Origin of the sequence: Lentilactobacillus curieae (genome assembly GCF_000785105.2) — a bacterium.
In the GTDB taxonomy this organism is placed as follows: domain Bacteria; phylum Bacillota; class Bacilli; order Lactobacillales; family Lactobacillaceae; genus Lentilactobacillus; species Lentilactobacillus curieae.
The window spans coordinates 1,873,429-1,897,193 of record NZ_CP018906.1; the positions used below are offsets into that span (position 1 = coordinate 1,873,429).

Annotated in this window: 19 protein-coding genes and 1 other RNA gene; 8 read left to right on the forward strand and 12 right to left on the reverse strand. The window is 39.9% G+C overall.

The genetic code is table 11. The features are described 5' to 3' along the window. The 3 genes from rnpB to PL11_RS09120 all read right to left on the reverse strand — a co-directional run bounded on the left by rnpB (position 1) and on the right by PL11_RS09120 (position 1,400). Positions 1-376, reverse strand: an RNA gene (rnpB, locus tag PL11_RS09110) — RNase P RNA component class B. A 14-nt stretch (positions 377-390) separates the two neighbouring features. After that, positions 391-771, reverse strand: coding sequence for a cell division regulator GpsB (gpsB, locus tag PL11_RS09115; protein ID WP_035167674.1), 381 nt, complete (start codon positions 769-771; stop codon positions 391-393). Between the two features lie 56 nt (positions 772-827). After that, positions 828-1,400 (reverse strand): SLOG family protein, encoded by a 573-nt coding sequence (locus PL11_RS09120; RefSeq protein WP_191982063.1) that lies wholly within the window; start codon positions 1,398-1,400, stop codon positions 828-830. A gap of 123 nt (positions 1,401-1,523) precedes the next feature. Between PL11_RS09120 and recU the strand changes: the two genes are divergently transcribed. Together recU and PL11_RS09130 are read left to right on the forward strand one after the other, a co-directional pair. Continuing rightward, entirely contained in the window at positions 1,524-2,129 is a 606-nt protein-coding gene (gene recU, locus PL11_RS09125) for a Holliday junction resolvase RecU (RefSeq protein ID WP_035167149.1), read from the forward strand. Positions 2,130-2,151: 22 nt separating this feature from the next. Then, complete coding sequence (locus PL11_RS09130) at positions 2,152-4,614, forward strand: PBP1A family penicillin-binding protein (RefSeq protein ID WP_078256958.1); 2,463 nt, start codon at positions 2,152-2,154, stop codon at positions 4,612-4,614. A gap of 53 nt (positions 4,615-4,667) precedes the next feature. Here PL11_RS09130 and PL11_RS09135 read toward each other — a convergent pair whose 3' ends face one another. From PL11_RS09135 to PL11_RS09155, 5 genes are all read right to left on the reverse strand, one after another. After that, complete coding sequence (locus PL11_RS09135) at positions 4,668-5,378, reverse strand: DnaD domain-containing protein (RefSeq protein ID WP_191982064.1); 711 nt, start codon at positions 5,376-5,378, stop codon at positions 4,668-4,670. A 31-nt stretch (positions 5,379-5,409) separates the two neighbouring features. Beyond that, the gene (gene asnS / locus PL11_RS09140; protein ID WP_035167148.1) at positions 5,410-6,705 is read right to left on the reverse strand and encodes an asparagine--tRNA ligase; all 1,296 of its coding nucleotides are present in this window, start codon (positions 6,703-6,705) and stop codon (positions 5,410-5,412) included. Positions 6,706-6,720: 15 nt separating this feature from the next. Then, complete coding sequence (locus tag PL11_RS09145; RefSeq protein ID WP_035167147.1) at positions 6,721-7,905, reverse strand: pyridoxal phosphate-dependent aminotransferase; 1,185 nt, start codon at positions 7,903-7,905, stop codon at positions 6,721-6,723. Positions 7,906-7,920: 15 nt separating this feature from the next. Further along, positions 7,921-8,424 carry a cell wall elongation regulator TseB-like domain-containing protein gene (locus PL11_RS09150; RefSeq protein ID WP_035167146.1) on the reverse strand — a complete coding sequence of 168 codons (504 nt, stop codon included), beginning with the start codon at positions 8,422-8,424 and terminating at the stop codon, positions 7,921-7,923. Positions 8,425-8,489: 65 nt separating this feature from the next. Beyond that, positions 8,490-11,303 (reverse strand): helicase C-terminal domain-containing protein, encoded by a 2,814-nt coding sequence (locus PL11_RS09155; RefSeq protein ID WP_035167145.1) that lies wholly within the window; start codon positions 11,301-11,303, stop codon positions 8,490-8,492. A gap of 165 nt (positions 11,304-11,468) precedes the next feature. Between PL11_RS09155 and mvk the strand changes: the two genes are divergently transcribed. Genes mvk through fni form a run of 4 tightly spaced genes read left to right on the forward strand, consistent with a single transcriptional unit; the run spans position 11,469 to position 15,563 of the window. Then, a complete protein-coding gene (gene mvk / locus PL11_RS09160) occupies positions 11,469-12,443 on the forward strand; it encodes a mevalonate kinase (RefSeq protein WP_035167144.1) in 975 nt (324 codons plus the stop codon). Further along, positions 12,427-13,413: a diphosphomevalonate decarboxylase gene (gene mvaD / locus PL11_RS09165; protein ID WP_035167143.1), complete on the forward strand. Its 987-nt coding sequence runs from the start codon at positions 12,427-12,429 to the stop codon at positions 13,411-13,413. The genes mvk and mvaD overlap by 17 nt, the downstream gene beginning before the upstream one ends. 14 nt (positions 13,414-13,427) lie before the next feature. Next, on the forward strand, positions 13,428-14,510 hold the full coding sequence (locus PL11_RS09170) for a phosphomevalonate kinase (RefSeq protein ID WP_035167141.1): 1,083 nt from the start codon (positions 13,428-13,430) through the stop codon (positions 14,508-14,510). A 12-nt stretch (positions 14,511-14,522) separates the two neighbouring features. Beyond that, positions 14,523-15,563, forward strand: a complete 1,041-nt coding sequence (gene fni / locus PL11_RS09175) for a type 2 isopentenyl-diphosphate Delta-isomerase (RefSeq protein WP_035167139.1) — start codon at positions 14,523-14,525, stop codon at positions 15,561-15,563. 47 nt (positions 15,564-15,610) lie between these two features. Here fni and PL11_RS09180 read toward each other — a convergent pair whose 3' ends face one another. Further along, positions 15,611-16,969 carry an RsmF rRNA methyltransferase first C-terminal domain-containing protein gene (locus tag PL11_RS09180; protein ID WP_035167137.1) on the reverse strand — a complete coding sequence of 453 codons (1,359 nt, stop codon included), beginning with the start codon at positions 16,967-16,969 and terminating at the stop codon, positions 15,611-15,613. A gap of 93 nt (positions 16,970-17,062) precedes the next feature. Between PL11_RS09180 and PL11_RS09185 the strand changes: the two genes are divergently transcribed. After that, positions 17,063-17,890 (forward strand): Cof-type HAD-IIB family hydrolase, encoded by an 828-nt coding sequence (locus PL11_RS09185; protein WP_035167136.1) that lies wholly within the window; start codon positions 17,063-17,065, stop codon positions 17,888-17,890. Positions 17,891-17,958: 68 nt separating this feature from the next. On the opposite strand, the gene glpK is transcribed toward PL11_RS09185, so the two are convergent. Together glpK and PL11_RS09195 are read right to left on the reverse strand one after the other, a co-directional pair. Next, positions 17,959-19,467: a glycerol kinase GlpK gene (glpK, locus tag PL11_RS09190; RefSeq protein ID WP_035167135.1), complete on the reverse strand. Its 1,509-nt coding sequence runs from the start codon at positions 19,465-19,467 to the stop codon at positions 17,959-17,961. Between the two features lie 117 nt (positions 19,468-19,584). Beyond that, positions 19,585-19,773, reverse strand: a complete 189-nt coding sequence (locus PL11_RS09195) for a 2-hydroxymuconate tautomerase (RefSeq protein WP_035167134.1) — start codon at positions 19,771-19,773, stop codon at positions 19,585-19,587. 134 nt (positions 19,774-19,907) lie between these two features. On the opposite strand from PL11_RS09195, the gene PL11_RS09200 reads away from it, so the two are divergent. Further along, positions 19,908-21,338, forward strand: coding sequence for a C69 family dipeptidase (locus PL11_RS09200; protein ID WP_035167133.1), 1,431 nt, complete (start codon positions 19,908-19,910; stop codon positions 21,336-21,338). 273 nt (positions 21,339-21,611) lie between these two features. Here PL11_RS09200 and topA read toward each other — a convergent pair whose 3' ends face one another. Beyond that, positions 21,612-23,726 carry a type I DNA topoisomerase gene (gene topA / locus PL11_RS09205; protein WP_035167132.1) on the reverse strand — a complete coding sequence of 705 codons (2,115 nt, stop codon included), beginning with the start codon at positions 23,724-23,726 and terminating at the stop codon, positions 21,612-21,614. Positions 23,727-23,765 lie beyond the last annotated feature (39 nt).

The window sequence follows — 23,765 nt, forward strand, 5'->3', positions numbered from 1 at the left end:
TCCTGTAAGCCATGTTTTGTGCCTGCCTATCCCCCAGGAAAGGGATATCAGGTAGTAATCATCTATCTCGAAAACAAATGAATGTTTTCCCCCCACACTTGGTTTGTTTTCCGTGTGTGAAGCTCCCCTACCAAAAGTTTGGGTTTCCCGCTCGAGGGGTTTACCGCGTTCCAACACCTAGGTTTCCCTAGGTACTCGTCTCTGTGGCACCTTAAGGATCGCCGGCATAGCCGAAGCCTTAGCCTTAAATCCGCCGTAACTCGTTAGAGTCCCCCGGCTTATTTTTTCACCGAGCACGAACACTACAGGCATTGCAGCCTGTGCGAGCATGGACTTTCCTCAGCTGCCTCAAGGGCAGCCGCGATTACTCAAAATCTACACCATCATGTATTAGAGTCTATGAGACTCGTTTGTACCATTATCAAGTTGTGAACCAAAAACTCTTCTTTCAAGATTTGAAAGCCGTTTTAAAATGTCCATGTTTGTTGCACTAGACATTGCTTGGGTTGCGGCTGGCCTAGTTACTTGGCTAGCACCAGTAGGGCCGCTAGTTTGGTTAGACGAAACAGCAATTTGCTTGTTTAGTTCGTCGACCTGAACCCGAAGCTTTTCATTCTGGTCAGTTAAATCAGAGTTTGCTTTTGAAAAAGTTTCGTAGTCCTTAATAACGTTGTCTAAAAAGGTATCAACGTCGTCAGGATCATAACCCCTCATCTTCTGACGGAATGTTTTTTGTAAAATGTCCTTTGGAGTAAAATTAATGTTTTCCATTTGTCGGTACACCTCATCAATACTTTGCAACAAGCCAAATAATAGAATACCATATTTCATTCATCTTGAAAACCATTATTTAAACTTTCAAAGTATTCCTCTGCGGCGCTTTGAAGATCATCAAAGGTAATCAATCTGTATGGATATGGGTGCTTGTCTGCATATTTTTTTATTACATTATAATCGTACTGCGTTTTTCCAGGATTGTCTAAATCATAGACTAATAATGCACTATCTGTGTGATTAATCATGAATTCTTGGTAATTTCTTAATTGTTGAGGAGAATTATATGGCTGGTTACTGGTTGATGCGAAAAAATCAACTTGCGATTTTATTTGATTATAGATAGCTTGATTATTTTCATTCCAATGGCCAGAGAATTCAGCAAACGGCACCATCATCGACACTTGGAATTCATCTGGGTATTCAGACTTCAATGAATTAGCAGCTTCGATAGTCCACTGTTCAATACCCATTTGTCCACCAGTAATTATCCAGTCGACACCATTCTCAATTTCTGCAGTAATTTCCTTACGGAGAACATAGTTGATTACGTCGCGTTTTTTATCATGATTGTCGAATATTCCAAGCTCATAACTCCGATATCCAGTTACCCAAAGCCTACTCAAGTTACCACCCATACCTATTATTATTTAAAATATTTTTTACTATTGTTATAATATCATTAACGGTGCCCAAAATTTACAAATGTGAAGTACAATTAAGTGTGTTACCGAGGAGGATGCTTAAGTATGACAATCAAATATCCAAATGGGAAAACATTTAATGATGACGAAAATTTTGATAAGCGTCAATCAAGTCAGCGTTCTGTGGACTTCTCAAATCGGGGGATGACGTTAGAAGCCGAGTTAAATAAGAGCAACCAATATTACTTACGTAATAATATTGCGGTAATCCATAAAAAACCTACCCCAATTCAAATTGTTTCGGTAGACTATCCTAAAAGAAGTGCCGCAAGGATTAAGGAAGCTTACTTTCGGCGGGCATCGACTACCGATTATAATGGAGTTTACCGGGGAAAATATATTGACTTTGACGCAAAGGAGACTCAAAATAAAACATCATTCCCATTAAAAAACTTCCATGAACACCAAATTGAGCACATGAGGATGTGCCTTAAACAAGATGGAATATGCTTTGCTATTATTAAATTTGTTTTTGATCAGACCATCTTTGTTTTAAAAGCATCCGATTTAATCCATTTTTGGGATTTGCAAGTCTCTGGGGGGAGAAAATCAATTTCTCGAGAAACGATTGAAAAGTTGGGCTATAAAGTTCAGTACAGAATCAACCCACTTATACCTTATCTCGAGGCTGTAGATTCGTTAATGGAGTAACTTTTTTAGTAAGGAGAGACTTATGTCACAGAATAATCCGCAGCGCGAGGAGCCAACTAGGAGCTCACAGCGCCCAAAAAAGAGAAAATCATTATTTAGAAGAATCATAAAGATAGCCATTTGGGCTTTTGTGATTTTATTTATTTTAGGGGCCGGTCTATTTACATACTATGCGGCTACAGCACCAAAAATTACGGGGGAAGCTCTATCAAGTGATAACTCAACGAAGATCTATGATTCTAAGAACCAAGTTATTTCCAGATTGGGTAGCCAAAACCGGGACTACGTGAAGTCCAATAAAATTCCTGATACTTTAAAGAATGCAGTTGTATCAATTGAAGACCGCCGTTTTTACAAACACCATGGGGTGGATCCAATTAGAATTATGGGAGCTGCAATTGCAAATGTCACGGGATCTTCCCTTGGACTTCAAGGTGGAAGTACTTTAACTCAACAACTAGTAAAGCTGTCCGTATTCTCAACCGCTGCATCGGACCAAACTTTTAAAAGAAAAGCCCAAGAAGCTTGGCTAGCAATTCAAGTTGAAAATAAATATTCTAAGTCAAAAATCTTAGAATTTTACATTAACAAGGTTTATATGGGTAATGGTGTTTATGGCATGCAAACAGCCGCAGAATATTACTATAACAAGACACTTACTAAGTTGACATTGCCACAATTTGCAATGCTAGCTGGGATGCCTCAATCACCTACCCTGTATAATCCATATAAGTACCCTAAGTATGCTACTCAAAGACGTAATGAAGTAATTGATGCAATGGTCAAAAACAAGGCAATTACAAGCTCTCAGGGCCAAAAAGCCAAAAATACTAGCGTTAAGTCAGGTTTAGCAAAAACTCACACTAAAACAACAAGTAGTGAACGATTAAATAAGTACGTTGATGCTTATCTAAAGCAAACATTGATTGAATTAAACAAACGTGGATTCAAACCTAACAGTGGTTTGAAAGTTTATACTAACCTTGATTTAAGCGCACAAAAGAAACTGTATAAGACTTCTAATAGTGATCCTTCAATCGCTTACCCAAGCGATCGTTTCCAAGTCGGAGCAACGATGGTTAACTCAAAAAATGGTAAAGTTGTTGCAATGCAGGGATCCAGAAAAACTAAGGTAGCATTTGGGTTGAATCGGGCTATGCAAACGGGTCGATCCTCAGGTTCTACCGCAAAGCCAATTATGGATTACGGTCCCGCAATTCAGTACCTTAAATACCCTACTTATCAGCCCGTAAAGGATACTCCTTACGTCTATCCGGGCACAAACAAACAGGTAATGGACTTTGATAATAAATATCAAGGCACAATTACGATGCGTAAAGCTTTGGTTGAATCTCGAAACATTCCCGCATTGAGAACCCTAGAAAACGTTGGGGTTCCTAGAGCTCAAAAATTCTTAAAAAATTTGGGAATGCCATTTGATAAGGAACTTGAACTTCAAAACGGAATTGGGTTATACATTTCTTCAGAACAGCTTGCTGCATCGTATGCCGCATTTGCAAATGGAGGCATTTACCACAAGCCATATTTGATCAAAAAGATTGTTCAAGCAAATGGCGAAACTAAGAATTATAAATCAAAGGGTAAGCGAGCAATGTCTCCTTATACTGCATTCATGATTACCGATATGCTTAAAGGTGTCATGGATTCTGAAGATGGCTCTGGTACAGCAGCCAAAACATCTGGTTTATATGAAGCCGGTAAAACTGGTACAACTCAATACCCAAGTGATTACATCAACCAAGTCCCTTCTGATTCTTCGATGGATTCATGGTTCTCTGGTTACACTAAAAACTACTCCTTAGCAATTTGGACTGGGTATGATCATCAATTTAAAGCAAATTCGTACATTACCCAATCACAAACGACAATTGCTCAACAAATTTATAAGAACGTTATGAGCTATGTATCACAAGATAAACCTAATACTGACTGGGTTAAACCAGCGGACGTTGCTTCGAACGGTGGCAACAATTATTACGTTGCTGGCTATCCAAATGCCCAAACTGATAACAGTTCAAATCAGACTACGAGCGGTTTCACCGTTGATAGCAGTTCAAGTTCAGATACTGTCAATGGAACAGTAACCTCTCCTAGATCTGAAGAAGGTACAACTACCTCAGGTACTACCTCAGGATCAACTAGCGGTTCTACTCAATCCGGAACTTCCACCCAGCAGCCAACTGGTGGCTCTGGTAGCGGAACTAGTGGTGGTGGCAATTCTGGTAGCGGTACTGGTGGCGGCGATGGTGATGATACAGATACAGGTGGCACCACTTCATCCAACCAAGGGACTACAAACTCTGGTGGAACTTCAGACACAGGTGGCAATTCCAACAATAGTGGTAATAGTACAACAACTGGAGGAGACACTGGAAATAGTGGATCTACCAACAGCAATACAGGAGCTACTACGGGGAATAATAGTACAGGATCTGACAATTCAGGTGCAGATGCTTCTGAATAATTCAACTAAAAAACAGGATTCAATGATTAATTCATTGAATCCTGTTTTTTTGACTATTTGAAATTAATGAATGGAATTTCTGGTCCCGAATAGTGGTCGTCGTCTGAATTGTGACCACCAGAACTACCCTCTCGTTTGGCGGTATATGCTTGAATCTGGGCAGCTGAATGGAGATTGAGCTTATCCCAATTTAACATGATCCGGTCCATATATTTTAAGTTGTAGACCTGATTTAAGACAGCTTCGCGCAGAGCTAACGAAATTATTTCTGAAGAGTAGTGGTCAATGTCTAACCAGCCACTAATGGTTTCCATTTCAATTGGAGACAAGGTTCTCCCAAATTCCTGTTCGATGTTATTAAACACTTCTGAACGATCTATATTAACGTTTGCTGAAGCCGGTGTGTCCTTTTCTTGCACATCATCTGTAGACTGATTTTGAACCAAATCCAGTAGTTTTTCATACATTGGTGAAAAGTCATAGGCATCCACCTGTCCGTTTGGACCAGTGACTCGTGTGATGGTTGCATTCTTATGCTCGATTAGGCGGTGAAACAATTCGAAAATTTTATCCTTCGAAAAACCTGTCATAGATACTAATGTTTGAATGTTTGGCATTGGAATTACTAATTCTTGATCATGCTTAATTAGCAAATAAATTAGTAACTCATCATTCGACAACCCAATCTGGGGGTAATGTTGTAACAACAAATTATTGATACTTGTAGATCCTTGAAAAATGTTTTTCAACGAGTTATCTGCCAAAAAAATCCCCCCTGATTTCTGTATTTTTCTTTTATGGGTAAATTCGGTTTAACAATCTTGGGAATGGAATCGCTTCACGAACATGGTCTTCACCAGTGATCCAGGTGATAGCCCGTTCTAATCCCAAACCAAATCCGGCATGAGGAACACTACCATACTTCCTCAAATCTAGGTACCATGAATATTCTTTTGGATCAAGACCAGCCTTCTTTATCTGGTCAAGTAAATAATCATAATCAACTGCCCGTTCTGAGCCGCCAATAATCTCGCCGTATCCTTCAGGAGCCAATAAATCAGCACAGATAACTACATCATCACGAGTTGGGTGTGGCTTCATGTAGAATGGCTTGATTGCCTTTGGATAGTTCAGAACGAACACTGGTTGCTCAAAATGGTCAGCCAAGAATGTTTCCTCTGGTGAGCCAAAGTCAGCCCCCCATTGAACATCAAAATCATTTTTTTGCAGAAGCTCGATCGCTTCATCATAGCTAATTCGAGGATATGGTAGCTTAGTGTACTTTTTGAGTTGTTCTACGTCACGATCAAGTGTCTCTAAATCTGTGGCACAGTTATCAATTACATTTTGAACTAGAAAAGCAATGTATTGTTCTTGAATTTCCAAACTTTCGTCTTGATGCATGAATGCCATCTCTGGTTCAATCATCCAAAATTCAATTAAATGACGGCGAGTTTTAGATTTTTCAGCTCTAAATGTTGGTCCAAATGTGAACACTTTTCCGAAGGCCATCGCCCCTGCTTCAGCATACAGTTGGCCACTTTGTGACAAGTAAGCATCACGGTCAAAGTATTCAGTGTGGAACAAGTCTGTTGTCCCTTCCGGCGCACTTCCCGTTAAAATTGGTGAATCTACCTTAGTAAAGCCTTCTTTATTGAAAAATTCATAGGTAGCCCGAATTATTTCGTTTCTGATTCTCATAATTGCATGTGGTCTACTTGACCTTAGCCATAAGTGACGGTGATCCATCAAAAAATCGATTCCATGTTCTTTTGGAGTAATTGGATAATCATTTGACTCAGAAACCACTTCAATATCTTCGACTTCAAGTTCATAGCCAAACTTTGAACGTGAATCTTCGTGAACAACTCCAGTTACCCACATACTTGTTTCTTGGCGAAGCTCTTTAGCAAGCTCGAAGGTTTCTTCAGCAACGTTATTTTTGACAACGACTCCTTGGAAAAATGCTGTGCCATCTCGTAACTGCAAGAAAGCAATCTTCCCACTTGACCGTTTATTAGTTAACCAAGCACCAATTTTCACTCTCTCATCAACGTATTTTGGTGCGTCGATCATATTAATTTCTTTCACAATTGATCCTCCAAATTATTTATTAACACTGAGCATGTAATTCTTAATTCGTGTCACTGCATCAATAAGATTATCAAGACTAGCAGCATAACTCAACCTAAGATATCCTGGCATTCCAAATGCTGCACCGTCAACAACAGCCACGTGAGCTTTTTGGAGTAATTCCTCAACTAATTCACCAGAATTGCTTAAACCAGCGATTCTAACTGCTTCTTCAACATTTGGGAATAGGTAAAATGCACCTTGAGGTTTTGTTTGTAATTTAAATCCGGGCACCTCTGCCAGCAATGGGAACACCTTGTTCAAACGGTCCTCAAATGCTAACCTCATTTCTTCAACAACTGATTGATCTCCAGTCAACGCAGCAATTCCTGCATATTGGCTAACAGCTGCTGGATTACCGGTAGAATGAGATAATATTGCGTTGACCTTTGAAATTATCTCAGGAGCACCTGCAACATAACCTACCCTCCAGCCAGTCATTGAATAGGCTTTAGATAGTCCGCTAACCAGAATTGTTTGGGCAACTATGTTGTCATCTAATTGAATTAAAGATGTATACTGATTGCCGTTATAAACTAGGCTGCTATAAATATCGTCAGCAATGATCAACACATTGTGCATAATTGCCCAATTACCAATTTCTGTGAGCTCATCCTTGGTATAAATAGTTCCTGTCGGATTCTGAGGTGAATTGATCACGAGCACACGAGTATTTTTAGTGGTAACCGCATTTAGTGAGTCAATTGTCACTTTAAACTCACCATTAGTTTTAACCATAACTGGTTTAGCCGATGCTAAAACAATTTGTTGTTCGTAACTTACCCAACCCGGTTGCGGAATTAAAACTTCGTCGTTCTCATTAACTAACGCCTGCATTAGCACATATAGAGCCATTTTTGCCCCGTTGGTAATGCTAATGTTGTCAGGACTATAAAAAACATCAAAGTCTTCTTTGATGCGTTGAGATACCGCTTCTTTTAATTCATAGATTCCACTTGCTGGAGTATAAAAACTGGTTTTACCAGATTTAATTGCTTCAATTGCTGCTTGATCAATAAAATCAGGGGTCTCAAAATCAGGTTCACCAATTCCAAGGTTGATGACGTCAATCCCATCAGCCTTCATTTGTTTGGCAAGATTAGATACTTTAACGGTTGCTGATGGTTTTACGGCTAATGCGCGTTTTGAAAATTTCATTTGCTTTAAGACTCCTTAAATGTTTGCAATTAATTTTTTGATTTTACCAGTTTTAAAGTCAGTGGTAGCAAAACATAGCTTACCCGATTTATTAACGTAACTAACCACCCAATAGGGTTTAGACTTCTTTAAGGTAATTGCAATCCCATTAATTTTTTTGGGCTTTTTAGTATTTTCAATCGATTGCTTGATTTGGTCTGCCGTAAGTCCAGATTTTTGGTCGATAATCGTTACCTTACCACCCTTTTTAGCGATAACTACGTAAATCGCCTTCCCACGCTTATCATTGCCAGAAACTGAGTAGTAAGTTTTTCCTAGGTTCGAATTGTAAAACCCGTTTACATTTTTTATGCCTGCATATTTTTGTGCAATTTGAAGAGCCTCGGATTTAGCTGTAACCATCGGCTTTTCAGCTTGGTGAAAGACGATAAAAACACTAAACAGTACAATCAGCAGAAATAAGATCAACCCAATCCAGAACTTTCGATTTGATTTTTTAATTCTTCTTTGGCGTTGCATATCATGACTCCCATCGTTTTAACTATCCTTAAGTATAGCAAATAATTAATCGTGAAACCGGGTTACTAATGCTTTTCATAAAAACTTAGCATATTAACAATTGATTCATCTAAGCTACCTGATTCAATCGGAATGTTGCTATCAATGTTGGCCATCATAATCGACCCGTAGTGTTTCGTTACCGCTCTGGGATCAAGGATAAAAACCGTTCCGATATCATCCTTAGTTCGTAAAAGCCGACCGATTCCTTGACGCATTTTCAGGGTCGCGTTTGGCAAACTAATCGAGTAAAACGGATTTTGTTTATTCATCCTGGCTCGTTGATATAGTGCACTGTTGTACGGATCCGTTGGCACGTCAAACGGTAACTGAGCAATTATCAGGTTTTCCAATAGGTCCCCGGGAAAGTCAACACCAGACCAGAAGGTTCCCGTTCCTAATAAAATTGCTGGTTCCTGTTGTCCAAACGCCCGGCTAATTTTATTAGCAGTTCCGTTGACTCCTTGCGCTAATACCATTCTAGTTTCAGTAAAGCCATCTTCAGCCATAAAGTGGTATGTCTGTCGAATTGCATCCAGTGAATTGAACAACACCATTGTTTGTCGAGGGGAGTTTCTGAATATTCGCTGAATTGATTCACTTAAGAAGTGGTAGTACTTTTCTGTACCTACTTCTGAGTCTGGTTCAAAACTATTTACCATGTAAATTCTTGCTTTGTCACTGGCAGCAAAGTCACTCTTTAGTCGTCTAGAAATAACGTCGTTTCTTTGTAGTCCCAAGTTGTCAAAGATAAACTTTGATTTTTTTGAAGAAAAAATTGTCGCTCCGGTAAAAGTTGGCTTTTCAAAGTTATTGTAGATTGTCTTCTTCAAATAGTTAGCTGTTTCAAAAATTGCGCAGTTGAAACTTAAGGTTTCATAATTCGTAATGTCGTCAACGGTAATCCAAAATACTTGTTCTGAGAAGTGATTGATGAATAGATCAATCACCGTCAATAAGTCAACCAGACGGGTTTCTAACTTTTCAAGTTGCTGAAACCAGGACTTTAACTCATGTTTGTCAGAATCAACCATTGCTTGGTTATTGTTGTTCACTTCGGATTGTAACCGTTTAGCATACTTAGTTAACTGCTTTAGTTTAGGAGCAATTTCACCCTTGAGGTTAGTTAATAAATCTAGATACTGGTCACGGTTTTTGGCGTTCACATTTACCTGAAGCTTGGAGTTTGCTTTTTTATAACTGGCCCTAGAGATGATTTGCTTAAATATAGTTGAGAACGTTTCGTTGACACTTGCTCTTGCTGAACTTAAAAGCCACACTAATTTTTGCTTAGAGCTGCTCAAGGACTCGTTGTTGCTGAAGATTTCCGCGGATAGGGCATAGCGAATCCCAATCGATGTCCTGTCAAAATCGGCTAGAATCATTCCTGGAAGAATTTGTTGCTTATTTTCGGTACGTACTGATTCTAAAAATTGCTGTGTTTCATCAATACATAAGTAAGGTTTTTCGTTGAGCTTAGAAAATCCTTCCCAATTCGATAGTAAATACGAGTGATTAACGATTATAAAGTTTGCCCGCTTAGCGTTTTGAATGTTGAACCGTAGAAAATCATCTGAAAAAAACGGGTTGTCAGAATTTATTTCTTTTGTGCTGCGATGGTTTATAGATTCAAGAAGCCCGTTTTGGTCAACGTTCAGATGTAACTCGTCCAAGTCACCTGTCTTTGTCATGGTCAACCACACTAAAATCTGACACTTCAAAAACGAATTATGAGGGTGCGAATCGCTACTGTATAAAACAGTTTTAAACTTACTAAGATCAATATAGTGAGAGCTCCCCTTTAAAATAACGCTCGATGTGTGAAATGGTAAGCCGTCATTTAGGAGTGGGATTGTCTGGTCCTGCAACTGTTGTTGCAAGTAATTTGTTGCGGTACTGATAACGACTTGCTTTTTCTCCGCTAAATAAGCGAATGGTAAGCTATAACCCAAAGATTTACCAACTCCAGTGGGAGCTTCAATGATTAGGTTCTTGCTACCACTTTGGTTATCCTCTGAATAATTGTTATAAATCATGTTCATCATGGTATTTTGCTGAGGACGAGACTCTAAATTATCAGGCAAGACCTTCTGCTTTTGACGCTTGTTTTTGGGATAAGTGGCAACGACCTTTTCTTGAGAATTTGATAACAATTCTTTTTTTCGAAGCACTATTCCATTTGCTATGTACAAATAGTTAGGTATTGGCTTAGCGGTTGGTTGCGACCGATTGTCTGCGTCCATCCGCTTTAAAACTTCAAAGGTGTCTAGAGGTAAGTTTGGCCGCACCCTGACAATTTGTGAAAGTGTCATTGCCGGTAATTCTTGCAATTGCTTGAACAACACAATCAGTAATTTTGAAGTTGCGTAGGCATCGCCATTAGCTGAATGCGGATGCTTGTGGAAAATATTGAAGTACTTACTTAAATCTGACAGTCGGTAACTAGTTAGCGTCGGTAGTAATAGCTGACTTAAAGTTACCGTGTCGATAGCTTCCAATTCCAGCTCTGGGTATCCAGCTCGCTGAAATTCGCTATTTAAAAATGGGTAATCAAAATTAACGTTGTGGGCAACAAATATCGTGCCCTGCAACAATTTATAGATTGTTCCAGCTAAAGCATCAAATGGCTTAGCAGAGTCTAATCTCTGTTGATTGATACCTGTTAATTGGCTAATCCGTGACGAAATTTCCCGATTGGGATTGATGTCCGTCGTAAATTCATTAATAATTTCATTGTTTTGTACTTGATAGCAGCTAAATTGAATTATTCGATCTTCATTAGCTGAGTCGGTTCCAGTTGTTTCCATATCAACAACTGAGTATATTGAATTGCTATTCATTGATTTCACCGCTACTTTTTCGCTTAATTACTCTCATTATGATACTACATTTACTACTGTCTAATCTAGTCAACTAGATGTTATGAAACGTTAAAATATAACCTTATTCGTAAAAAGCGGTTTGATTTATGATAAAATTGGACTGTTTGAAAGCGAGCGATTATTGTGAAAAAAACTACATCTGCAAAAAGTTTTGCGAAGATTATTTTATTCGGTGAGCACAGCGTTGTTTATAAACAACCAGCAATAGCTTTGCCACTATATTCAGTTGACGTTAACGTAACAGTCACTCCCAGAGATACTGGTCAATGGATAGAAAGTCGTTACTACGACGGACCAATTGATCGACTTAACGGTAACCTGCTAGGAGTAAAAAAATTAATTAATTGGATTGTGACTAATGTTGGTGATCCAGCGGTTACCTTTACCTTAAAAATTACTAGTAAAATTCCATCTGAGCGTGGTATGGGGTCTTCTGCAGCTACTGCTGTTGCAATTACCCGTGCGCTATACGATTTCTTTGAAGTTCCCCTTTCACGAGCCGAACTTTTGAAAATTGCTAACATTGAGGAACTGGTAACTCATGGTAATCCTAGCGGAATTGATACGGCCACCGTTAGTTCAGATAATCCAGTCTGGTTTGTGAAGAACCAGCAAAACGAACAAATTGACTTTAATTTATCTAGCGACTTTTTAGTGGTCGCTGATAGTGGAATTAAAGGAAAAACATCTGCAGCGGTCGGATTGATTGCTGAAAACAAAATTACCAATCCAGATGCGGTAAATCCACTGATAAAACAACTTGGTCAGATTGCAATCCAAGCACGTGAAGGTTTGCGAGCAGCTAACTCAGGATTAATTGGTAAACTGATGACTGAGAGCCACCAAATTCTTTGTAAATTAGGTGTGAGTACACCCACCCTTGACCGCTTTGTCAAATTAGCAATTAACAGTGGTGCTTATGGAGCCAAATTGACAGGAAGTGGTATGGGTGGTTGTATGATTGCCCTAGTTGATTCAAGTCAAAAAGCTCAGAAACTTGCCACTACGTTAAGAAATGCAGGGGCCACTTCAACTTGGATTCAATCATTTAAAAATTATGGCTATAAGACGGAGGTAGAAGATGACTACATCGGCTAATAACCAAGGGACTGCAATTGCTCATACTAATATTGCGCTGGTAAAGTATTGGGGAAAAATTGACTCTGAGCTAACCCTCCCGTACACTGGGAGCTTATCTCTCACGTTAGATAAGTTTTACACCGAAACAAAGGTAACGTTTAACGAAGAGTTATCAGCAGATAAGTTGGTTGTGGATGGAATTCCCCAAGACAACGTGAATAAAGCGAAGAAAGTTTTGAATCGCGTAAGACAGTTGTCTGGAATAGAATCTTTTGCAAAAGTTGAATCAGCAAACTTTGTGCCAACTTCTGCAGGATTTGCTTCCTCTGCATCCGCATTCGCAGCAATGGCTGCCGCCAGTGCATCTGCAGCTGGGCTTCAGCTTAGTTCTAAAGACTTATCGAGATTAGCTAGACTTGGATCAGGCTCTGCTAGTAGATCCGTCTTTGGCGGGTTTGTTGAGTGGCTGCCCGGAACAGATGATGAATCCTCCTATGCGTATCCATTGGAAGATGTTGTGCTAACCGACATTTTTGTGTTAGCAGTTAACATTAGCTCTAAGAAAAAGCAAGTATCAAGTGGTGAAGGCATGAAACGCTCAGCTAGCACCTCACCTTACTACGCTGATTGGCAAAAAGTAGTTGCTGAAGACTTAATCAACATTAAGCACGCTTTAAAAACCGATGACTTCTCACTTTTGGGTCAAATTGCCGAAGCAAATGCCATGAGGATGCATTCATTAACGCTTAGCTCCCTTCCACCGTTTACATATTTTGAACCCGGAACACTGAAAGTAATCAAACTGGTTCAGGATTTAAGGAGTCACGGAGTCGAGTGTTATTACACGATTGATGCGGGACCTAACGTCAAAGTTCTCGTACAGTCTAACAATCTGGAAGCAGTAAAAACAGCTCTATCAGAACAATTTGGAGCTACGAAAATTTCTGAAGCTAAGCCTGGCCCAGAAATTGAATTATTAGATAATTGAAAGGACATGATGGCTTGATTACAGCAAAGGCCCCTGGAAAACTTTATATCGCAGGTGAATACGCAGTGGTTGAACCTGGTTATCCTTCAATCATTGTAGCCTTAGATCAATTTGTCACTGTGCAAATCGAACAAAGCGAGGGATTTGGTAAAATCGTCTCCCATCAATATCAGGATGGAGCCGTTCGTTGGCGTAGAAACGGTGATCAAATGGTGATCGATAATCGGGATAATACATTTAGCTACATCATTTCAGCGATTTCGATTACAGAAGAATATGCACAATCACTTGGAAAACCAATGAAAGTATATGATTTATTCGTCAACAGTCAGCTAGACAGTCCCAACGGACGCAAATACGGTCTAGGATCTTCGGCTGCAGTGACTGTGGCAACCATTAAAGCCCTTTGTCAGTTCTACAATCTTCCCCTTACTAAGGCCAAACTTTTCAAGCTGGCAGCGATTGCTCATCTAGATGTCCAGGGTAACGGATCCCTTGGAGACATTGCAGCAAGCGTGTACGGCGGCTGGATTGAATATCGGTCCTTTGACCGTGAGTGGTTGATGTCCATGAGAAACACGGCCGGATTGCTAGATATTATCAACCAACCTTGGCCTGATTTAAAAATCACCCAATTAACTCCACCAAAAGAATTAAAGTTGATTATCGGTTGGACCGGTTCACCTGCTTCTACTTCGCATTTAGTCGACAAAGTGACGATTAAAAAAAGCAGTAACCGTGAGGCGTATCTCAAATTTCTCTCTGCAAGCAAACAATGTATCGAATCTCTTCTTATCGGGTTTAACAATGGTATCATTGAACAAATTGAATCTGGGATTTTAGAAAATCGCCATATTTTAAATGCTCTATCAGAATTTACTCAAGTTCAAATTGAAACTCCAATGTTAAAGAGAATGTGCGACATCGCAGTCAACCACGGTGCTGCTGCAAAATCTTCAGGTGCAGGTGGTGGTGACTGTGGGATTGTAATTATCGATGACAATGTTGACTCGAATGCGCTAATTAAGGACTGGCAATCAGAAGATATCACCCCACTACCACTTAAAGTTCATGAAGTTGTTGACGTCAAATCTTAGGAGGCAATTATCGTGGTTTCTAAACAATCACACCGTAAGGATGAACATATTTCATTAGCTGAACACTTTTATGAAGATAATCACTCAGATTTTAATGACATACGCTTAGTGCCAACATCACTTCCGCATTTTAATGTAGACGATGTTGATATTAGTACTGAAATTTCTGATCTTAAGTTCAAAGTGCCATTTTTTATCAACGCAATCACTGGTGGTAGCGAACAGTCAGCGAAAATAAACCAAAGGCTTGCAAAAATTGCAGCAAACACTGGCCTGGCAATGGCAGTTGGTTCTCAAAGTATTGCGATAAGTGACCCAACTCAGGAGGCAAGCTTCTCCGTCGTTCGGGAGAACAACCCAGATGGAATCGTTATTGCTAACATTGGAGCTAACCACGGAGCTGACGTGGCAAACAAAGCGGTGGAAATGATTAATGCTGATGCACTGCAAGTTCACATTAATGCGGCACAGGAGCTGGTGATGCCTGAAGGAGATCGTGAATTTAACTTTATTGACAACATCAAAAATATTATTGATGAAGTTTCGGTTCCGGTAATCGTCAAGGAAGTCGGCTTTGGAATGAGCCAACAAACTATTACTGAATTAACGCAACTAGGCGTAAAAATTGTTGACGTTAGTGGTATGGGTGGAACCAATTTTGCAAAGATTGAAAATTTCCGCCGTTCCGACAAGACCATGCCTTATATGGCGGATTGGGGACTGACAACTCCTGAATCCCTACTTGAAGCCTCACCCATTAATTTGGATATCGACGTCATTGCATCTGGTGGCGTTAAAAATCCATTAGATATGGCAAAATGTTTCTCACTTGGTGCCAAACTGGTTGGAATGTCTGGCGAATTTCTTCATCAACTGTTAACGTATCCGGAAGATGAAACCGTTGTGGAACACGTTAACGATTGGATATACGGACTAAAGACCATCATGGTTTTAACCAATTCTCAAAAAATCTCTGACTTAACTAAGGTAGACCAAATCCTTAGTCCACAATTAACAGCATATAAAAAACAACGCGGTAGCGGATTATTTTAAAAAACGTCTCAGTGGCTTTCATAACGAAAGTCTGAGACGCTTTTTATTTAAGCTTGATATCTAAGTCCCTTGGGGAAGAAATTCTTCACCGTTGTCCCCACTAACTTACCAAATCCAACTGGTAAGCCTTCACAGACTAATTGGTACCAACCCTTGGGGTTAGATTCAGTAATTGTAAACGTATCACCATGAACATATTTACGCCACTGATCATCATCAATATTCAACTGATGCTTGTTCTCATTCTCAGTTAATGCCAATCCCAAAGCAAAACTAGGTTCAAATCTCCCCTTCTTAAACTCGCCAAGAGGAAAGCCGATTTTAACAATTTTCACCTTACTGAGATCAGGTAAATCATAGTTACTTGAAAACAAGGAATCTTTGTAAACAACTAAGTCTTTGAAGTCAGCATCGATTTGGTTTTCTTGTAAAAACTTTTTAAAATAGTCCGTCTGGTCTTTATTTGGACGCTGAAGATTTTTATTTTTCCAGAAAGGCTTGATCTTTGATGACACTTTGCCGTTGCCTTTCACCAATTTCGCGATAAAGTGGCCTTCACCGTTGAAGTGAAACGGAAATAAACGGACACAATTACTTAAATCAGAATTACCATTGCCCCACTCCGGACGACCATCATCCATACCGGCAAATTTCTTAATTGGTTTAATCGTAAAGTCATAGTTTTCAACCAGCCATGAAATTATTTGTTCATCTTCTTCTGGAGCAAAAGTACAGGTTGAATAAATTAGTTCACCACCAGGTTTGATTGTCTTAACAGCCTCCGTCAAAATTTCGCGTTGGCGGGTCGCACACTGGCCTGGATAATCAAGACTCCAGTAATCCATAGCTGCTGGGTCTTTTCTAAACATTCCTTCACCAGAGCAAGGGGCATCCACTAGAACTTTATCAAAATATTCTGGGAAGGCACTGGCAATTTTTTCTGGATTGGTATTCGTGATCACCGCATTTCGGATGGAAAAACGCTCGATGTTTTCAGCCAATACTCCAGCTCGTTTACTATCAATTTCGTTGGCAACCAGAAGGCCCTGATTCTCCATAAAACTGCCTAGATGAGTAGTTTTACCACCAGGAGCCGCACAAAGGTCCAAAACTCGTTCCCCTGGCTTCGGATGCGCAACTTCACCAACATACATTGCACTTGGTTCTTGGCTATAGACTAAGCCACTTTGGTGGGTTAATGATTTGCCGTCTACTTTACCGAAATAGCCAAATTCACAATGGTCCGCTTTTGTGCCAATTGGTAACTTTGCAGTATACCCCCTTTTTAAGGGGTTGACTCGATAACCATGGTTAGGTTCTTTTTCGAAACCAGCAAAAAATTCTTTTGCTTCCGTTTCGCCTAATAAATCTGTGTATTTTTGTTTAAAATCCGTTGGTAGTTCCACGTTATGATGCTCCTTCAAGCAAATTATATATTGTTCAGTCTAATTGACCCCAATCGATATTTACGTTACTATAAACGCCATATGGACTAAGGAGTGATACTTATCGCAAAAAAATTAATCGCCCTTGACTTAGACGGGACGACTTTAAACGACAAGCCAGCAATTTCTTTTAAAACTAAGCAGGCAATCGCGGCTGCTCAACAACAAGGTTATGTTGTCAGTATTGTAACTGGCCGCCCTAACCGAATTTCTGAAAACTTTTATGATGATCTTGGACTAAATACGCCAATGATCAACTTCAATGGTAACCTAGGTATTTTACCACATAACCACTGGGAACTTGAATACCAGTACACAATTGAAAAAGATATCGTAATGGATTTACTAGAAAAAAGCAAGCAGCTTGGAATTAACTTGTTAGCGGTTGAAGGTAGAAACATGTTTTTGGCCAACCATGGTGCAAGAAATAGTTTTGGCTTCTTCCCAACGGTAATCAAATCAAATGAAGTTCTTAATCAACAGAGCTTAAAGGATAATCCAATTAGCATCACGGTTGAACTTCAACCGGAAGCCAAGGAAAGTTTTATGGCATACACTAGAGCTAATTTTGGTGATGTGGTTGACGTTGCACCGTGGGGAGGCCCGCACGCAGTTGTTGAAGTGACAACAAAAGGAATTCAGAAAGCTACTGGGCTGAAGGTATTATCTGATTACTACGGAATTCGTCAAGATGATATTTATGCTTTCGGTGATGAAGCTAATGACCAATCCATGATTAGTTATGCTGGTCATGGAATTGCCATGAAGAATGCAATTCCAAGCATTAAACAGATCGCAACTGACGTAACGGACTTCACTAATGACGAAGACGGAGTTGCAAGGTACCTTAAAGATCATATGGACATTGCGGTTGGCTTGTAGAATTTAATTATAAAATAAAGGACTGGCTAAAGGATATTTATCCTTAGCCAGCCTTTTTTTGTTATTTTTTATTCTGATTCTGGGTGAAACAATCTGGTTGCTTCAACAGCTTTTCTCCAACCAGAATAAAGTCTTTCCTTCTCATCCTCAGCCATCTTCGGTTCAAATTCATCACCAGTTTTGACCGTTTGCTTGATTTCTTCAACGTTATTCCAAAAACCAACCGCCAATCCCGCAAGGTAGGCAGCTCCTAAAGCGGTAGTTTCAGAAATTGATGCCCGCTTAATTGGAGTATTTAAAATGTCAGCCTGAAATTGCATCAGATAATTATTGTTAGCAGCACCACCATCAACTGCGAGTGCCTTAATGTCAATTCCAGTTTCTTTTGACATTGTGTCAACAACGTCACGAGTTTGGTATGCTAATGAATCTAAGGTAGCCCTTACAAACTGAGCTTTATTTGTCCCTCTAGTTAGTCCTAAAACAGCTCCTCTGGCGTCTTGATCCCAGAAAGGTGCTCCTAACCCTGTAAAGGCTGGAACAACGTAGACGCCTTCTGAGGACTCAGCTTCAAGTGCCAATTGCTCGGATTCTGGAGATTCCTTAACCATTTGCATTCCATCACGTAACCACTGAATAGCAGAGCCCGCAACAAAGATACTTCCTTCAAGGGCGTAATTCACCTTACCATTAATTCCATAAGCAATCGTGGTCAACAGGCCATTGTTAGAAAGAGTTGGTTCTTCGCCGGTGTTCATCACGATAAATGCACCAGTTCCGTACGTATTCTTAACCATTCCTCTTTCGAGAGCCATTTGACCAAACAAAGCAGCCTGTTGATCGCCGGCAATTCCAGCAACTGGAACCTGAACGCCAGAAAAAGTATAACCTGCAGTATAGCCATAGACTTCTGATGATTGCCTTACTTCAGGAAGCAATGATTCAGGAATATTTAAATCTTTCAGAATATCTTGATCCCAGGTCAAATCATGGATATTAAATAGCATCGTCCGGCTAGCATTGGTGTAATCCGTTGCGTGAACTTTGCCGCCAGTTAGTTTCCAGAGAATCCAAGTATCGATGGTTCCAAAGAGCAAGTCGCCCCTTTCTGCTCGTTCCCGAACTCCTGGAACATTGTCCAAAATCCACATGATCTTAGTTGCAGAAAAATAAGAATCTATCACCAATCCGGTTTTTTCATGAATCATATCACTAAGCCCATCGGATTTAAGCTTATCCGCAATCCCCGCAGTTTGTTTAGATTGCCAAACAATCGCGTGATACACGGGCTCGCCTGTATTCTTGTCCCAGATAATTGTGGTTTCACGTTGATTTGTGACCCCAATCCCCCGAACTTTGTAAGGTGGAATGTCCCCACCAATCAAAGATTCCGAAATCACTGATTGAACAGCATTCCAAATTTCGTTGGCGTCGTGTTCAACCCAACCAGATTTTGGAAAGTATTGGTGAAACTCTCTTTGAGACTTAGCCACAATTTCACCAGCATTATTGAAAATAATCGCCCGAGTGCTAGTGGTCCCCTCGTCCACAGCCATTATGTATTGTTCGTCACTCATACTTTTTCTCCGTTTCAATCATTTATTTACTCGAATTACATCTAGTTTATTATACAATACCTGAAGCGGTTACACCATTAGCTCACCAAATAAAAAAGACCCGTTTCCGGATCTCCTTTACTTTTCGTCACTCTTTAGAACGCCACCAACACTGTAACGGTTGGGTTGCATTTCGTTGAGGATTACGTGAACGTGTTCTGCCGGAGCACCAGTATTTTTTACAACTGCACTAGTTACGTCCTCAATAAGTCCTTTAAGCTGATCTTGGCTTCTACCAGCGATTAAGTTAATGTTTACGATTGGCATCAGATAGTCCTCCAATAAATTAGTTTACAAAAATTATACTTTAATCAGCTCTGGTAAACAACAGGTATGGTAAATTTCCATCGTAAAGCATTGAATGATGTTACAATATCATTATTAAAAAATTGGAGGCTACCATGAAACCAATTAGAAACTATTCAGCATGTACCAGTATGATTGTTGGGAAAAAAGCTAGTATTGATGGCTCAATAATGATTGCTAGAAACGAAGATAGTAAAGCATCATGGCCAAAAAACTACGTTGTTCATCCTGCTAAGGACTTTAACGAGAAACAAACATTTAAGTCCACTGATAACGGGTTTACCATGCAGTTGGAATCTCACCAAGCACAATATTCAGCAACTCCTGAATGGACTAATAAATTTGGCTTATTCGAAGAAAATGGGTTTAACGAATTCGGTGTGGCAATGAGTGCGACTGAAAGCACCTACACTAATGACCGAGTCTTGGCCGTGGATCCACTGGTTAAAGACGGGATCGGTGAAGAAGCTATGATCACCGTTGTCTTACCTTACGTAAAAACAGCAAGAGAAGGAGTTGCTAGACTCGGACAAATCATTGAACATTACGGTACGGATGAGTCTAACGGAATTTTGTTTGCTGATAGCAATGATGCTTGGTATATGGAAACTGGTGGTGGCCATAATTGGGTTGCGATTAGAATTCCCGATGACGCCTACGCAGTGATTGCCAATCAGATGGCTATTCAGAATATTGACTTCTCAGATTCAGATAACTTCATGTGGTCAACCGGGATTCGTGAGTTTGTAAATGAGAATCATTTAAACCCTGATCCATTGGAAACTAGCTTTAACTTTCGAGAAATTTTTGGTACTTCTGATTTATCAGATACTTATTACAATACCCCACGTGTTTGGTACGGGGTAAAGATGTTTTCACCAAATGAAGAGCACCTGCCAACTGATTTTGACATTCCATTTCTTCACCGTGCTAATCGAAAGTTAAGTGCCTTCGATGTCCAAGATTATCTCAGTTCTCACTACCAAGGGACAGAGTATGATCCAATTGGCGAAGGCTCAGACAAAGATAAGAGACGTTTTAGGCCCGTTAGTGTTGCTAAGACACAAGAGGCTCACATCTTGCAAATTCGCCCGGACATGCCAATTGAAGCCAATTTGCAGTGGTTATCAATGGGGGTCGGAGCTCAGAGTGTCTTTGTTCCATTTTATGCGGGAGCTACTGATACACCCGACTACTATCAAGACACTAAGGGCGAGTATGAACCCGGCAAAGCTTATTGGGTATACAAACAAGCTGGTGTATTAGTTGATTCTCACTACCTCGAGCTGGGCGGTTTCCTAAGTGAAACCCAGCAAAACCTACGGATTGAATTTAACCAGAACCTAATGACTGCCGACAAGGCAATTAAAGAAATGTCTGGTAAAGAATTACAAGCCTATGTCACAAAGGTCAACTTTAAAAATGCGAAAGCCGGCTTGGATGGATATAACTCATTGATTAGTAAATTGATTACAAAGTCGACTGACTTTTCTCCAATCAATTATAAACAAGACGTTAATTTGTAATTTTTGAGTAACAAAATTTTCGCAATAAAAAGGAGCTACGATGAAATGCATCGTAGCTCCTTTTTGTTACTATACTCATTTATTATAAATTCACACTGCCACTATCATAAATAAGCGCATGCGTGACAGTAAGCATCAGGAGTGAATCCCGCTGTTCGCGAAATTCACTATCTGTTGCTTTTGTCGGGGCACTACGACTGAATCAAAGATTCATGTAGTGCTCCCATCCTTGTGGGGGTGCTAAGACGAAATCAAAGATTTCTGTAGCACTCCCTATTTTTGAGCGGGTTCTTCATAGTCGCCATTAGGACACACAACTTGAACTCCACCCTTAACCTTCTTTTCTACTAAGAAGTGGCCATCCTTCGGACAGTCGCGACCAATTGGCTTATCCCAAGAAACAAAATCGCAATCAGGGAATCTAGAACAACCGTAAAAGATTCTATTCTTTTTGGATTTTCTTTCAATAACTTGTCCCTTGTGGCACTTAGGACAAATCACACCGATTTCCTTAACGATTGGCTTAGTATTACGACAATCTGGGAAACGTGAACAAGCATAAAACTTCCCGTAACGTCCCATTTTAATAACCATTGGGGCACCACAAATATCACAATTAAATCCAGCTGGTTCATCCTTAATTTGGATTTTTTCCATTTTTTCGGTAGCTGAATCAACTTCCTCAGAGAATGGTTTGTAAAATGAATCGACGACCTTGACCCAGTCTTCAATTCCATCTTCGACTTTATCCAAATCGCCCTCTAAGTTGGCTGTAAAATCAACGTTTACCACATCGGGGAAATATTTAACGATAATATCATTAACTATTTCTCCCAACTCAGTTGGTTCGAAACGCCGACCAACTAGCTTGACATAGTATCGTTTTTGAATCGTTTCTAAAGTTGGTGAATATGTTGACGGTCTACCAACTCCCTTTTCTTCCAACGTCTTAATCAACGTTGCTTCGCTATAACGAGCAGGTGGCTGAGTAAAGTGTTGATCTGGGTTGGTATTAGCTAGCTTAACGGTGTCACCTTCACTAAGGTCAGGTAAAATATTATCCTTTTCCTTGCCGTCCCCGTAAACTTTCAAGAAACCATCAAATTTCATCTTTGAACCATTGGCTTTAAAGGTAACGTTATTTTGTTCAATGGTTACTGCCATGGTATCCATTACTGCAGGAGTCATTTGACTAGCCATAAAACGTGACCAAATTAATTGGTATAGTTTGAATTGATCGTTATTCAAATATTCTTTCAAACTCTTTGGAGTTCTGAATACTGAGGTCGGTCTGATAGCTTCATGGGCATCCTGTGCTCCTTCAGGCATCTTACCTTTAATTGGCTTGGTGGCAGCATATTCTTCACCGTATTCTTCGTGAATAAAGGTTGAAGCTTCATGTTTAGCAATCGCGGAAATTCTGGTTGAGTCAGTACGCATGTACGTGATTAAACCCTGGCTGCCTTCCTTACCAATATTAATTCCTTCATATAATTGCTGAGCTGCCATCATGGTTCTTCTAGTTCTAAAGTTCAGCTTACGGTTGGCCTCTTGTTGCAAAGTACTTGTTGTAAATGGAGCTTGAGGCTGACGTTTTCTTTCTTTCTTAGTAACTTTTATGATGTCGAAAGGTTGGTCTTTATCAATTTGTTGAAGAATCTTTTCGACCGCCTCATTGTTTGGCAGTTCTTTCTTCTTACCGTTAACTCCGTAAAAGTTTGCGGCAAACTGTGATCTTCCTTTTTTAAATTTAGAATCAATTGTCCAGTATTCTTGTGGCTTGAATTCTTGAATTTCGTGTTCTCGTTGAATAATCAGCCATAGTGCAATTGACTGTACTCGACCAGCACTCAATCCCTTCTTAACTTTTTGCCATAATAATGGTGAAATTGAGTAACCAACAAGTCGATCAAGAATACGACGAGCTTGTTGTGCATCAACCAAGTTCATATCAATTCCACGTGGATGTTTAAATGACTCCTTAACGGCGTCCTTTGTAATTTCGTTAAATACGACCCGGTTCTTATCATCAGGGTCTAAATCAAGTACATGGGAAAGGTGCCATGCGATTGACTCTCCTTCACGATCCGGATCGGCTGCAAGGTAAACTTTCTTTGCCTTTTTGGCAGCAGATTTAAGTTCTTTAATAGTGTCGCCTTTTCCCCGAATCGAGATGTAATGAGGATCATAATCATTATCAATATCGACCCCCATCTTACTCTTAGGCAAATCACGAACGTGTCCCTTGCTGGCCACAACTTTGTATGAGCGACCTAAATACTTTTCGATTGTCTTTGCCTTAGCAGGCGACTCAACAATCACTAAGTTCTTTTTAGGTGCTTTACGTTTGGCTTTGGACTTTGTTTTTGTCTTTGTTGTTGTTGCCATGTGTTCTCCCTTCGAATATTTGTTATTTACATAAAATGG